Annotated in this window: 13 protein-coding genes; 9 read left to right on the top strand and 4 right to left on the bottom strand. The window is 74.9% G+C overall.

The window, feature by feature from the left end; translation table 11 throughout:
- Position 1: 1 nt before the first annotated feature.
- Genes ACFY7E_RS03110 through ACFY7E_RS03085 form a run of 6 tightly spaced genes read left to right on the top strand, consistent with a single transcriptional unit; the run spans position 2 to position 7,203 of the window.
- Entirely contained in the window at positions 2 to 1,366 is a 1,365-nt protein-coding gene (locus tag ACFY7E_RS03110) for an O-antigen ligase family protein (protein WP_389480088.1), read from the top strand.
- Positions 1,367 to 1,424: 58 nt separating this feature from the next.
- Entirely contained in the window at positions 1,425 to 3,533 is a 2,109-nt protein-coding gene (murJ, locus tag ACFY7E_RS03105; RefSeq protein WP_389480086.1) for a murein biosynthesis integral membrane protein MurJ, read from the top strand.
- Complete coding sequence (locus ACFY7E_RS03100) at positions 3,502 to 4,233, top strand: polysaccharide deacetylase family protein (protein WP_389481019.1); 732 nt, start codon at positions 3,502 to 3,504, stop codon at positions 4,231 to 4,233. The genes murJ and ACFY7E_RS03100 overlap by 32 nt, the downstream gene beginning before the upstream one ends.
- Positions 4,230 to 5,384: a glycosyltransferase gene (locus ACFY7E_RS03095; RefSeq protein WP_389480084.1), complete on the top strand. Its 1,155-nt coding sequence runs from the start codon at positions 4,230 to 4,232 to the stop codon at positions 5,382 to 5,384. Before ACFY7E_RS03100 ends, ACFY7E_RS03095 begins: the two co-directional genes overlap by 4 nt.
- 14 nt (positions 5,385 to 5,398) lie before the next feature.
- Complete coding sequence (locus ACFY7E_RS03090) at positions 5,399 to 6,067, top strand: lipopolysaccharide biosynthesis protein (RefSeq protein ID WP_389480082.1); 669 nt, start codon at positions 5,399 to 5,401, stop codon at positions 6,065 to 6,067.
- Positions 6,064 to 7,203 carry a GNAT family N-acetyltransferase gene (locus ACFY7E_RS03085; protein ID WP_389480080.1) on the top strand — a complete coding sequence of 380 codons (1,140 nt, stop codon included), beginning with the start codon at positions 6,064 to 6,066 and terminating at the stop codon, positions 7,201 to 7,203. Before ACFY7E_RS03090 ends, ACFY7E_RS03085 begins: the two co-directional genes overlap by 4 nt.
- A gap of 12 nt (positions 7,204 to 7,215) precedes the next feature.
- Here the strand turns inward: ACFY7E_RS03085 and ACFY7E_RS03080 are convergent, their stop codons facing one another.
- Complete coding sequence (locus tag ACFY7E_RS03080) at positions 7,216 to 8,715, bottom strand: glycoside hydrolase family 26 protein (RefSeq protein WP_389480077.1); 1,500 nt, start codon at positions 8,713 to 8,715, stop codon at positions 7,216 to 7,218.
- Positions 8,716 to 8,869: 154 nt separating this feature from the next.
- On the opposite strand from ACFY7E_RS03080, the gene ACFY7E_RS03075 reads away from it, so the two are divergent.
- Positions 8,870 to 10,135 (top strand): ATP-grasp domain-containing protein, encoded by a 1,266-nt coding sequence (locus ACFY7E_RS03075; protein ID WP_389480075.1) that lies wholly within the window; start codon positions 8,870 to 8,872, stop codon positions 10,133 to 10,135.
- Between the two features lie 87 nt (positions 10,136 to 10,222).
- Here the strand turns inward: ACFY7E_RS03075 and ACFY7E_RS03070 are convergent, their stop codons facing one another.
- Positions 10,223 to 10,456: a chaplin gene (locus tag ACFY7E_RS03070; protein WP_351972214.1), complete on the bottom strand. Its 234-nt coding sequence runs from the start codon at positions 10,454 to 10,456 to the stop codon at positions 10,223 to 10,225.
- 233 nt (positions 10,457 to 10,689) lie between these two features.
- Positions 10,690 to 11,100, bottom strand: a complete 411-nt coding sequence (locus ACFY7E_RS03065) for a rodlin (RefSeq protein ID WP_389480072.1) — start codon at positions 11,098 to 11,100, stop codon at positions 10,690 to 10,692.
- 219 nt (positions 11,101 to 11,319) lie between these two features.
- On the opposite strand from ACFY7E_RS03065, the gene ACFY7E_RS03060 reads away from it, so the two are divergent.
- Positions 11,320 to 11,730 carry a rodlin gene (locus tag ACFY7E_RS03060; RefSeq protein ID WP_389480069.1) on the top strand — a complete coding sequence of 137 codons (411 nt, stop codon included), beginning with the start codon at positions 11,320 to 11,322 and terminating at the stop codon, positions 11,728 to 11,730.
- A 79-nt stretch (positions 11,731 to 11,809) separates the two neighbouring features.
- On the opposite strand, the gene ACFY7E_RS03055 is transcribed toward ACFY7E_RS03060, so the two are convergent.
- Positions 11,810 to 11,956 (bottom strand): hypothetical protein, encoded by a 147-nt coding sequence (locus ACFY7E_RS03055; protein WP_163013977.1) that lies wholly within the window; start codon positions 11,954 to 11,956, stop codon positions 11,810 to 11,812.
- A 296-nt stretch (positions 11,957 to 12,252) separates the two neighbouring features.
- On the opposite strand from ACFY7E_RS03055, the gene ACFY7E_RS03050 reads away from it, so the two are divergent.
- Positions 12,253 to 12,660, top strand: coding sequence for a rodlin (locus tag ACFY7E_RS03050; RefSeq protein ID WP_383440981.1), 408 nt, complete (start codon positions 12,253 to 12,255; stop codon positions 12,658 to 12,660).
- The last annotated feature ends 45 nt before the right edge of the window (positions 12,661 to 12,705 follow it).

Here is a 12,705-nt window from a genome sequence, read left to right as displayed (position 1 = left end):
GATGGCCACGGCCGCGACGCTCCCCGTGGTCGGCCCGGGGGCGCGGGACCTGCTCCGCAGGGCCGGGGCGCTCTCCCCGGTCCTCGCCGTGCTCGCGCTGCTGCTCGTCCCGGGCGGTGGCGGCGGCGCGGAGGGCGGCACCGGCGGTACGGGCACGGTCGCCGACGCGGCCTCCGGGCTCCTCGTCCTGGTCTGCCTGGTGCGGGTGGCGCGCGGCGGGGCCCGGCCGCTGACCCGTACCGCCGCCGTCGTCCTCGGCCTCCCGGTCCTCGGGATCTGCCTGGCCGCGATCACCTCGAACGACCCGGCGTCGAGTCTGCCGGGCGTCGCCCGGTACGTGCAGGTCTTCGTCCTGGTCCCGGCGGCCGTGCTCCTGACGGTGCGCGACCGGCGGGACTTCGCCGTTGTCGCCTGGGCCCTGGTCGGGCTCGCGCTGCTCCAGGGCGCGGTGGGCGTCGCCCAGTACCTGACCGGCACGGGCGCGTCGTACCAGGGCGAGGACATCCGGGCGGTCGGCACGTTCGGGGCGACCGACGTGATGGGCATGGCGACCGTCGTCTCGTACGGGCTCGTCGTCGTCACCGGGATCGCGCTCGGCAGCGGCCCGGGGCGGGCGCGGACGGCGGCCCTGGTCTGCGCCGGGCTGCTGTTCCTCCCGCTGGTCCTCTCCTTCAGCCGGGGCGCGTGGATCGCGACCGTGTTCGCCTGCGCGCTCCAGCTGCTCCTGGCGGGGCCGCGCCGGGCGGCGCGGGTCGCGCTCGCGGCGGGCGCGCTCGGGGTGGTCCTCGTGGGCGGCCTCGGGATCGGCTCGGACCTGGTGGAGGAACGGGTCACCAGCATCACGCGGGTGACGGCGGCCCCGGACCAGTCGGTGACGGACCGGTACACGATGTGGGCGGCGGCCGGGGAGATGTGGCGCGCGGAACCGCTCACGGGCGTCGGCCTGAAGGGCTTCCCCCGGTACCGGGACGCGCACGCCTCGGTCGCGCTGTCCTCGGGCAGCGACACGGCGGGCGCGGGCGCCGGCTTCCGGCGGCAGCCGCTGCTCTCCCCGCACAACATGTACCTGCTCGTCCTGAGCGAGCAGGGCCTGGTGGGGCTGCTCGCCCTGGTCGGCAGCTGGACGGCGCTGCTCGTGGGGGCGCTGCGGCGGCGCGGCGGTACCGGTACCGGCACCGGCACCGGTACCGGCTTCGGGCCCGGTTCCGGTCCCGGCGCGGACTGCGCGCTCGTCGCGGCGGGGCTGCTCGTCTGGCAGCTCGTGGACTTCTTCTACGCGGACATCGGCGGTCCCTCGACGGTGCTGATGGCGGTCGTGTTCGGCCTGGCGGCCTGGTGGTCGCTCGTGGGAGCGAGACGTGCGTGACCCGTGGGCCGGGGAACCGGAGCCCACGGACGCGGCGTGGCCGGGGGGAGCCGGGTCCGTGGACGCGCGGTGGGCCACGGACCCGCCCCGGTCCTCGCACGGCGTCCCGCCGGCCGATCCCTGGTCGACCCCGCCCCTGAGCCCCACGGACTCCCCATGGGTCCCGGGGGCCGTCGTGCTGCCGGGGGCGGAGACCTCCGGAGGGAGGGGTACGGAGCCCCCGTGGCCCACCGGACCCGGCCGTCCCGGCGGCGCCGCGCCCACGGGCGGCCCGGCCGGGGCCCGCCGCGTCACCGTGCGCGGCCGGGACGGAGGTACGGCTCCGACGGCCCCGACCGCCGCACCGACCGCCGCGACCGCCCCGCCGACGACCACCCCGCCCCCCGCCCCCCGCACCGGCCGCCGCGCCCACGCGCACGGGCGCGGGCGCGGGCGTGTCTCCGGGGCCGACCGGACGCAGGGCCGGGGGTTCCTGGCGAAGGCGGCGGCCGTGACGGCGGGGCTCACCGCCGTCGGGGCGGTGCTCGGGCTCGTACGGGACCAGATCCTGGCCGGGTACTTCGGGGCCGGGGCCGCGACCGACGCGTTCCTGGTGGCGTGGACGGTGCCCGAGTTCGCCTCGACGCTGCTCATCGAGGACGCGATGGCCCTGATCCTGGTGCCCGCGTTCTCCCGTGCCCTGGCCCGGCGCGGCGACGGCGTGCTCGACGACCCGGTGCGCGCGCTCGTGCGCGGGACGCTCCCCCGGCTCGCCCTCACCGCCGGGCTCGCCGCCGCCGTCCTCGTCGTCGCCGCCCCGCTGCTCGTCGCGGCCCTCGCCCCCGGCCTGCCCGACCCGGCGCTCGCGGTCGACTGCACGCGCCTCACCGCGACCTGCGTGCTCTCGTTCGCCCTGGTCGGCTACTGCTCGGCTGCGCTGCGCGCGCACGGCCGCTTCCTGCCGCCGGCCGCGATCTACACGGCGTACAACGTGGGGATCATCGGCACGATCCTGGTGCTCCGCGAACCGTGGGGGGTGCGGTCGGCCGCCGCCGGGGTCGCGGTCGGCGGGGTCCTGATGGTCCTCGTCCAGGCGCCCTCCCTCGTACGGGAGCTGCGCTCCGGCCCCGTACCGCCGCCGGGGCCGTCCCCGTCCCGGGGCGGGCAGGACGGCCGGATCCTGGTGCTCGGGCTCATCGCGCCGGTCGTCGCGTTCTCGCTGTGCCGCCAGTCCCAGACGCTGATCGAGCGGTTCCTCGCCTCGCCGCTGCCCGCCGGGGCCATCTCGCACCTGAACTACGCGCAGAAGGTCGCGCAGCTGCCGATGATCCTCTCCCTGATGCTGTGCACGGTCAGCTTCCCGGTGGTCGCCCGCGCCCTCGCGGCGGGCGACGAGGAGACGGCCCGCCACCGGGTCGAGCGGGACCTGCTGCTCGCCGCCGTCGTCGTGCTCGCCGGCGCCTCGACGGTCATCGCCGTCGCCCCCAGGATCGTGGAACTCCTCTTCGAACGGGGGGAGTTCGGCGGCTCCGACACCCGTGCGACCGCCGCCGTCATGCGGGTGTACGCGCTCGGCCTGCTGGGCCAGACGATGGTCGGCGCCCTGGTCCGCTGCTACTTCTCCGCCGCCCGCCCGCTCTGGTACCCGGCCGCCGCCATGGGCGCGGGGCTCGTCGTGACCGGTGCCGCGGGCGTGCCCGGCGCCCAGTACTGGGGCGCGGTCGGCATCGCCGCCGCCAACGCGCTGGGCATCACCCTGACCGCCGTCCTGCTGCTGCGGGGCGCGCACCGCCAGGCCGTCCCGGTCCGGGCCGGCCGGCTCGGCGCGGGGCTGCTCCGGCTCGCCGCCGCCGGCGCGGGCGCCACCGGGGCAGGCTGGGTCTCCTCGGTCGCGATCGGCCCCGCCGTCCCGGCCGTCGCCGTCGCCGCCCTCGCCGTCACCGGCGTCTTCGCGCTCTTCCTGGTCTGCGCCCCCGAGGCGTCCGGCCTTCCGTCCCTGCCCCGCTCCGCCTACCGGAGGACCCCCCATGCCCGCCGTCACCGCGCTGAGCCGTCTGCTGCCGAAGCCGCCCCCGCGGGGGAGCCTTCCCCCGCGGGAGAGGTCACCCCTGCGGGAGAGGTCGCCCCTGCGGGGAAGGCCTCCCCTGTGGGTGGCGATGTACCACTCGATCGCGGACACCGCCGATGATCCGTACCGGGTGACCGTCTCCCCGGCGCGCTTCGACCGGCAGCTGCGCTGGCTGGGCGACCGGGGGCTGCGCGGGGTGTCGGTGCGGGAGCTGCTCGCCGCCACGGCCGAGGGGCGCGCCAGGGGCCTGGTGGGCCTGACCTTCGACGACGGCTACGCGGACTTCGCCGACTCGGCGCTGCCGCTGCTCCGCCGGCACGGCTTCACGGCCACGGTGTACGTCCTGCCGGGCCGGCTCGGCGGCGAGAACGGCTGGGACACGGCCGGTCCGCGCAAGCGGCTGCTCTCCGGGGAGGAGATCCGGCGGATCTCCGACGCCGGGATGGAGGTCGGCTCGCACGGCCTGACGCACGTGGCGCTTCCCGAGGCCGACGACCGGACGCTCGCCGCCGAGACCCGGCGCAGCCGCGAGCTCCTGGAGGAGATGACGGGCCGTCCGGTGGAGGGCTTCTGCTATCCGTACGGGCGGGTCGACCCGCGCGCGATGCGTGCCGTGCGCCGGGCCGGCTACCGCTACGCCTGCGCGATCGACCCGGGGCCGCACACCGGCGCGTACGCCCTGCCCCGCGTCCACATCGGCGAGAACGACACCTCCTGGCGGCTCGCCGCCAAGCGCGTGCTGCACCCGCTGCGCCGGCGCCGCCCCGACGACCTGGCGGTCCCCGCCCCGTACGGCCCGGCCGTGGTGGGTGCGCGATGAGGGTGCTGCACGTCATCACCGGCCTCGGCATCGGCGGCGCCGAGCAGCAACTGCGGCTCCTGCTGCGCCACCTGCCCGTACAGAGCGGGGTGGTGACGCTCACCGACCCGGGCGCGGTCGCCGCGGGCATCGAGGCGGACGGCACCCCCGTCACCCACCTCGGCATGACCGGCAACCGCGACCTCGGCGCGCTCCCCCGCCTGGCCCGGGTCGTCCGGCAGGGCCGCTACGACCTCGTGCACACGCACCTGTACCGGGCCTGCGTGTACGGCAGGACGGCGGCCCGGATCGCCGGGGTGCGCCGGATCGTCGCCACCGAGCACTCGCTCGGCGAGCACCAGATCGAGGGCCGGCCGCTGTCGGCGGGGACCCGCGCCCTGTACCTGGCGTCCGAGCGGCTCGGCACCTCCACGGTCGCCGTCTCGCCCAGCGTGGCCCGCCGGCTCGCGGACTGGGGAGTGCCCGAGGAGCGCATCCGGGTGGTGCCGAACGGCATCGAGACCGGCCGGTTCGCCTTCGACCCGGCGGCCCGCCGCCGGACCCGGGCTGCGCTCGGGCTCCCCGAGGACGCGTACGTCGTCGGCGGGGTGGGGCGGCTGGCCCCCGGGAAGCGGTTCGACCTGCTCGTACGGGCGGTGGCGGCGGTCCCGGAGGCCCGGCTGCTGCTCGTCGGCGAGGGCGGCGAGCGGGAGGAGCTGCTGCGGCTCGCCCGCGGGCTGGGGGCGGCCGACCGGGTGCTGCTCACCGGGGCCTGCGCGGACCCGCCGCCCGCCGGCGCGACCGGGCCCTCGCTGCCCGGACTCCTCGCCGCGATGGACGTCTTCGTCTCCGCCTCCCCCGACGAGGCCTTCGGGCTCGCGATCGTCGAGGCGCTCGCGGCGGGCCTGCCCGTCCTGTACGCGGCCTGCCCGGCGATCGAGGACCTGTCGGCGGACGCGGCCCCGGGTGCGCGCCGGACCGGCGGTTCCGTCCCCGAGCTGGCCGCCGCACTGCGGGGGATGGGGGACGCCCGGCCCGATCGCCTCCCCGTCCCGGAGGCCGCCCGCCACTACGACATCGCGCGCAGCGCCCGGCAGTTGATGTCCCTCTACGACCAGGCCGTCCACGGCACGCCGTCGCCCGTGCGGCGTCACCACGCACCCGTGAAGTGAGAGAAGTCCGATCCATGAAGACCACCACACCGTCCCGCGCCTTCCCGCCCGCCGGGCTCCCCCGCCCCGGCCGCTGGGCCGTGCTGCCCGCCGCCGTCCTCGCGGGGGCCGTGCTCGGCGGCGGCTACGGGGCCCTGAAGACGCCGGAGTACGCGGCGACCAGCCACGTCATCGTCGTACCGGCCGGGAAGTCCGACCCGGCGGGGGCGCTCGGCTTCGCCCAGGCGTACGGGCGGGTCGCCACCGACATCGCGGTGACCGGCGACGCCCAGGTGTGGGCCGGGGTGAGCGCCGCGGCGCTGCGGAGGCGGGTGACGGCGGAGACCTCCCCGGACGCCCCGATGATCTCGATCACCGCGCGGGCCGAGCGGCCCGCGCAGGCCGTGTCCATGGCCGACGGGGTGGCCCGGGCGCTCGTCCTGGACAGCTCGCACATGGCCGCCGGCACGGGGGTGAAGGTCGTGCAGTTCTCCCGCGCCACGAAGCCCGTCGACCCGGTCTCCCCGTCCGCGCCGCTCTCCGCGCTCGTCGGCGGCTGCGCGGGCGGCCTGCTCGGCGGCCTGGCCCTCCTGGTCCGTCCGAAGCGCGCCGCCGCGCGCGGCGAGTCCCGCCACTCCCGCCGGGCCGGGGCCCCGGTGCCCGCCCCGGCCGTGTCCGGCGCGCACCGGCCGGAGACGGTGTGACCGCGGGCGCCCTGCGGACGGAGGTCTGCCGTGACGAGGAGGGGTTCGGGCGGCTCGCGGCCGAGTGGACGGCGCTGTACGGCCGCTGCTCCTCCGCCACCCCCTTCCAGTCCCACTCCTGGCTGCACTCCTGGTGGCTCTCGTACGGGCGGCCCGGTGCGCTGCGGGTGGTGCTCGTACGGGGCGGGGACGGCGCACTGGTCGCCGCCGCGCCCCTGATGCGGGCCCGGGGCCCGCTGCCCGTCCTCACCCTGCTCGGCGGCTCGATCACCGACTTCACGGACGTGCTCCTGGACGACGGCTGCCCGGAGGCGGCGCCCGCCCTGGCCCGGGCGGTCGCGCGGACCGCCCGGGGCGCGGTGGTCGACCTGCGGGAGGTCCGGCCGGGCGCGGCCGGCGAGCGGGTCTTCGCCCACTGGCGGGGGCCGCGCCGGCGGCTGCCCGACTCGCTGTGCCTGGAGCTGCCGGCCGTCCCGATGGAGGGCCTGCTCGAACGGATCCCCTCCGGGAAGGCGCAGCGGGTGCGCGCCAAGCTGCGCAAGATGGACGCGCTCGGCATCGACGCGCGCGTGGTGACCGGCGAGGAGGTCCCGGCCGCCCTGGACCGGCTCCTGGCGCTGCACCGGCTCCAGTGGCAGGACCGGGGCGTCACCGCCGAGCACACCAGCGAGCGCTTCGCCCAGCACCTGTCCCGGGCCGTGCGGCCCATGGTGGAGCGGGGGGACGCGATGGTCACCGAGTTCCGGCTCGCCGGGGACGTGGTCGCCGCCGATCTGACGCTGATGTCGCCGCGCCTGGCCGGCGGCTATCTGTACGGGGCCGACCCGGCGCTGCGGGCCCGCAAGGTCGACGTGGCGACGATGCTGCTGCGGCACGGGGCCCGCGAGACCAGCACGGGCGGGCGGGCCACGCTGAGCATGCTGCGGGGCAGCGAGTCGTACAAGCACCACTGGCGCCCGGAGCCCGTGCGCAACCGGCGCCTGCTCCTCGCCGGGCCCGGTACGGCCCCGCTGCTCTGGCTCCGCGCGGGCGCGGCCGGTGCGCGGAGCTGGGCGGCCCGTCAGGCGCGGGAACGGGCCTGGGCGGGGCGGGCGCTCGACCGGGTGAGAGGCCGCCCGCCCCGCGGCGGCGGATGAGGTCCGCCCCGGTCAGAAGGGCCAGACGCCCTTGAGCGCCGCCTTCCAGTCGAGGCCGGACTCCTCCTTCCAGGACTCCGGGACGCAGACGCGCCCGCCGAGCCAGCTCTCGATCCAGGACCCGAGGTCGATGGGCCGGCAGTTCGGCTGGGGCGTGGGCAGGGGCACGGGCGTGGGCGTCGGTGCGGGTACCGGCGTCGTCGGCGCGGGCTTGGGCTCGGGCTGCGGGGGCGTGGGAGTGGGTTGCGGGGGCGTGGGCGTCGGAGTGGGCGTGGGCACCGGCACCGGCGTCGTCGGCGCGGGCTTCGGCTCCGGCTGCGTCGGCGTGGGGGTCGGAGCCGGCGTGGGGTCCGGCTTCGGCTGCGTGGGCGTCGGAGTCGGAGCCGGCGTGGGATCCGGCTTCGACGTGGGAGTCGGCACAGGCGTCGGCACAGGCGTCGGCGTCGGTACGGGCTCCGGAACCGGCTGCGTCGGGACCTCCGGCTCCTTCCCGTACAGCATCTGACGGAACACCAGCGACGACCGCGGGTTGTCGTCGCACTGCCAGATGCCGTGCGGGCAGTAATCGGTGATCGTGTGGTACAGCGGCTTGTGCAGATTCATCCATTCCAGCATGCGCCGCATGTATTCCGGGTTGTCGCCGTTCCGGAAGAGGCCCCATTCGGGATAGGAGATCAGCTTTCCGTGCTCGGCCGCGAAATCGACCTGCTTCCGCAGCCCGTACGGCTCGTTGACGTGTTCGTCGAAACTGCTCCCCGGCGGCTGGTCGTACGAGTCCATGCCGATGATGTCGACGACGTCGTCGCCCGGGTAGCACTCGGTCCACGGGACGGCGTCGCGGCCGCGGCTCGGGTTGAAGTCGAAGCGGAACTTCTGGCCGGGGACGGAGCGCATGGCGGCGACGATGCGGTTCCAGTACGCCTTCCAGGCCTCGGGGTCGGGGCCGCACCGGTGGGTGTAGGTGGTGCCGTTCATCTCCCAGCCGAGGACGAGGACGGTGTCGTTCGCCTTCAGCTCGACGAGGCGCCGGGCGAGGGTCCTGAAGTGGTGGTCGTAGTGCCCGGACGCGCCGAGCCGGAGCAGGCGGCGGACCTCGGCGTCGGGGACGCGGCCCTCGTTGCGCTCCATCATGGGGACGTTGAGGACGAAGAGGCGGTCGGCCTTCTCGTTGCGCCAGCCCGCCCAGGCGTCGAGGAAGCCGGGGGGCCCCTCGATGTTCCGCCAGAGGTCGCCGGGCAGGTAGGTGTGGCCGACGCGGAGCTCGCGGCCGCCGAGCCAGCGTTCGAGCTCGCCGATGCGGGCGACCCCGTACGCGCCCGAGGAGAGGAAGGCCCCCATGGCGCCGGCGACCGACGGTTCGGGGTCCCGCGCCTCCTCCTTCCGCGCCTCTCGCGCCGTCGTGGACTCCTCGGCGTGGGCGGGGAGCGACAGCGCGAGGGAACCCGAGGCGAGGAGGCCGGCGGTGAACACCCCCAGCCACGCTCTCGAAGTTCTCCGGTACGCAGCTCTCATGGCCGCTCCTCCGCGTCGCACGTCAGGTGAGGGGTCGTCAATCCGATGTTCTGAAAGTATTCCTAATGCACCGTCCGTGAACTCGGCTTTCCTTCGCTCGTTGGCCCATTGGAGGATTTGATCGCCCGGTTGGTGGACCGAGAAAGGGCATGCCGTGCCGAGTTTCGACACCCGCGTCCCGGCCGTCCTCGTACGGCTCGACAGGAATCCCTTTCACCACGGCACCCTCGGGGCGGTCCGCTCCCTGGGCCGGGCGGGAATCCCGGTCCACGCCGTCGTCGAATCGCGGACCAGCCCGGTGGCCCGCTCCCGCCACCTCAAAACGGTCCGCCCCGGCCCCGCCTCCCCGGCGGAGCTGGCCGACTTCCTCCTGCGGGTCGGGGACGAGGTCGCCGAGGGTCCGTCGACCCCCCTGGTCGCCGTCCCGCTGGACGACGTCACCGCCCTCGCCCTGGCCCGCCGCCGCGCCGCGCTCGCCCCGCGCTTCCTGCTGCCCGAGCAGACCGAGGCGCAGCTGCTGCGGGTCGCCGACAAGGCGGCGCTCGCCGAGACCTGCGCGGCCCTGGGCCTGCCCCACCCCCGCACCGCGCTCCCCGCCGACGCCGACGAGGCGGCCGCCATGGCCCGGGGGCTCGGCCTGCCGGTGGTCGCCAAGTGGAGCCGGCCCTGGCTGCTGCCACCCGGCGCCGGGCTGCGCAGCACGTCGATCGTGCGCTCCCTCGCCGAGGTCCGGGAGCTGTACGCCCGCTCCCCCGAGGCCGGCAGCCGGCTCCTGCTCCAGGAACTCCTCCCGCCGGGCCGCGACCTGGACTGGTTCTTCCAGGGGTACGTGGACTCCGCGGGCCGCTGCCCGACCGGGGCGACCGGGCGCAAGGAGCGCGCCTGGCCCACCGGGGCCGGGCTGACCGCCGCGGGCCGCTGGACCGTGAACCCGGCCGTGGACCGGACGGCCCGGACCCTGCTCGACGCGCTCGGCTACCGGGGCGTGTGCGACCTGGACTTCCGCCTCGACCGCAGGACCGGCGCGTACCACCTGCTCGACTTCAACCCCCGGCCCGGCGCGCAGTTCCGGCTCTTCACCGACCAGGACGGTCTGGACGCGGTCCGGGCGCTCCACCTGGACCTCACCGGGCGCCCCGTGCCGTCACCCTCCCCCGCGTACGGGCGCCGGTTCGTGGCCGAGAACTACGCGCTGCTCTCACTGCTCGCCGTCCCGCGCCGGCGGTACGCGGCCGAGACCGGCGGGGTGCGGCGGCGGACCGAGTGGGCGTGGTGCGCGGCCGACGACCCGCTGCCCGCGCTCGCCATGGGCCGCGCCTGGCTCGTCCACCTGCTGCGCAGGGCCCTGGCGGCGCCGCGCCGGCGGTGGGCGTCCCGCACCGCCTCGGGCGCGACCCCCGACCGGACCGCTCCCCGCTGACCGGGGCCGGACACGACGGAGGGCCGGTCCCCGGGGAGCTGCCGCTCCCGGGGACCGGCCCCGTGCCTGTCCGCGTACCGCGCCTGGTCAGTCGTTGACGCAGACGTTGCCGAAGGCCGGGTTCAGCAGCGCGATGACGTTCACGCTGTTGCCGCAGACGTTGACGGGGATGTGGATCGGGACCTGGATGACGTTGCCGGACAGGACGCCGGGCGAGCCGACGGCCGCACCCTCCGCGTCGGCGTCCGCGAAGGCGGGCGACGCCACACCCATGGCCAGGACGATACCGGCGACGACGGCCGCAGCCTTCTTACAGTTCATTTCGTCTGGATCCTTTCCTCGGCGGAAGAATTCTCACGGATCTCGTGATGCCCGGGGAAGCGAGTTCTCCGGCCTCCGCTGTACACAACACAACGAACATCCCGCACAAAGGAAACCCGAATAACACGGGCGGGGATCTTTTCACCCCATTGCCCGCACGGAATCGCCCGCACGGAACAGGGCCGGCGGAGAACGTCACCGTTCTCCGCCGGCCCTGTCGTACACGCCGACGATCAGCTGTTGCCGATGCCGTTCCCGGAGAGGACCGGGATGTCGTCCACCAGGTGGGAGAGCGCCTCGTCGCCCTTGGCCTGGGTGGAGTTCTCCGCGCACTGCTGGTTCTGCGGGGAGGACAGCACGTTGACGTCCTGGACGGTGATCGGGACGAGACCGACGAGCGAGCCGAGGTTGCCCTTGACCGGAACGCCGAGGCAGAGCTTGTTCAGGGAGCCCTGGACCAGGGTCAGCTGGGGGCTCTGGTTGCCCGCGGTCTCCGAGTTGCCGAACGCCGAGGTGGCACCGTTGCCGCTGAGCGAGGTGGTGCCGGTGTCGTCGGCGATGGCCAGCGCCGGGGAGGCCGCCGCGGCAGAAGCGCCGACGACGGAGGCCGCAACAGCCGCAGCCGCCACAATCTTCTTGATCACGGTGAATCCGTTCCTGTTCCCACCAATCGACCTGATTGATGCGACCGGCTCAACTGCCGTCGGAGGGTTAGGTTCCGGCGCTTCACCCGTTCGAAGGGAGCCTCTCTTCGCGCTGCCGCGCGCGCTCCGCCATGAGAGTGACACGGCGGAACCCCCGCGGCCGGAACCCTGTTGATCAGGTCGCTCCCTGCACGGAGCCGGTTCTAGAAGGGAACTCCCGTGATCAAGAAGGTTATGGCCACCGCGGCCGCGGCCGTCTCCATCGTCGGCGCCACCGCCGCCGTGGCCTCCCCGGCGCTCGCCACCAGTAACGACACCGGTACCACGTCGTTCAGCGGCAACGGTGCCAGCCAGGCGTTCGGCAACTCCGCGACCTACGGCAACATGAGCCCCCAGATGGCGCTCATCCAGGGTTCCCTGAACAAGCCCTGCATCGGTCTGCCGGCCAAGCTCAACGCAGGTTCGCTGATCGGTGTCGTCCCGATCACCGTCCAGGACATCAACGTCCTCTCCTCCCCGCAGAACCAGCAGTGCGTCGAGAACTCCACCCAGGCCAAGGGCGACGAGCCGCTGTCGCACATCCTGGACGACATCCCGGTCCTGTCGGGCAACGGCGTCGGCAACAACTGACGTTCCCGGTCCACACGTCAGGGGCCGCTCCCTCGGGAGCGGCCCCTTTCGTCCTGCCCTCCGCCGTCCGGCCCGTCGTTCAGCGCGGCCAGACCGGAGCCGCCATCAGGCGCTCCCACTCCCGGTCCGGCATCCCCGGCACCGCGCGGCCCGCCTGTGTCCACTGGGTCACCAGGGCGGAATAGACCGGGAAGGGGGTGCGGTCGGCGGGGGTCGGGTCGCTCACGTACCGGCTCTTCGGAATGAAGGCCATCCGTTCCCATTTCCCGGGATCCGGCGCCATCTTCGCTCCTTCCGCTGCGATTCCCGCATCATTACACAAAGGCCTCGGGAGAGTGATTCATCCTCTCCGCGCCGCGTCGCGCACCCGTGTGCGAGCGGCTCGAAATACGGTGCGGTTCAGGGTGTTTCGCTCATCTGCCCGTAGTCCGTCCGGTGGACTTCCCGGAACTTCCGGGGACCCGGCCGGTTGATCAGTACGGCTCGGCAATCGGCGAGCCAGTATTCGAAAGGCCTGAACTGATGAAGAAGCTGTTCGCTACGGCTGCTGTGGCCGCGTCGGTCCTCGGCGCGACGGCGACGGGTGCCGGGCAGGCGCTCGCGATCGCCGACGACACCGGCACCACCTCGCTCAGCGGCAACGGTGCCAGCCAGGTGTACGGCAACTCCGCCACCTACGGCAACATGAGCCCGCAGCTGGCGCTGGTCCAGGGCTCCCTGAACAAGCCGTGCGTCGGCCTGCCGGCCAAGGTCAACGCCGGTTCGCTGATCGGTCTCGTCCCGATCACCGTCCAGGACATCAACGTCCTGTCCTCCCCGCAGAACCAGCAGTGCGTGGAGAACTCCACCCAGGCCAAGGGCGACGAGGCGCTGTCGCACCTCCTCAGCGACATCCCGATCCTGTCGGGCAACGGCGCGGGCAACGGCTGAGCCTCCGGCACCGGTTCCGGCGCGGCCCCGCCGCCCCTCTTCGGA

This window comes from Streptomyces sp. NPDC012825, from assembly GCF_042900925.1.
GTDB lineage: Bacteria > Actinomycetota > Actinomycetes > Streptomycetales > Streptomycetaceae > Streptomyces.
The sequence above is the reverse complement of the archived record's forward strand: the minus strand, read 5'-3'. Positions and strand labels throughout refer to the sequence as shown.

What these genes read in the sequence shown, in the direction of transcription:
- ACFY7E_RS03080 (WP_389480077.1), bottom strand. Translation starts at nt 8,715, where the DNA reads ATGAGAGCTGCGTACCGGAGAACTTCGAGAGCGTGGCTGGGGGTGTTC.
- ACFY7E_RS03050 (WP_383440981.1), top strand. Translation starts at nt 12,253, where the DNA reads ATGAAGAAGCTGTTCGCTACGGCTGCTGTGGCCGCGTCGGTCCTCGGC.
- ACFY7E_RS03110 (WP_389480088.1), top strand. Translation starts at nt 2, where the DNA reads ATGGCCACGGCCGCGACGCTCCCCGTGGTCGGCCCGGGGGCGCGGGAC.
- ACFY7E_RS03090 (WP_389480082.1), top strand. Translation starts at nt 5,399, where the DNA reads ATGAAGACCACCACACCGTCCCGCGCCTTCCCGCCCGCCGGGCTCCCC.
- ACFY7E_RS03100 (WP_389481019.1), top strand. Translation starts at nt 3,502, where the DNA reads ATGTACCACTCGATCGCGGACACCGCCGATGATCCGTACCGGGTGACC.
- ACFY7E_RS03070 (WP_351972214.1), bottom strand. Translation starts at nt 10,456, where the DNA reads ATGAACTGTAAGAAGGCTGCGGCCGTCGTCGCCGGTATCGTCCTGGCC.
- ACFY7E_RS03095 (WP_389480084.1), top strand. Translation starts at nt 4,230, where the DNA reads ATGAGGGTGCTGCACGTCATCACCGGCCTCGGCATCGGCGGCGCCGAG.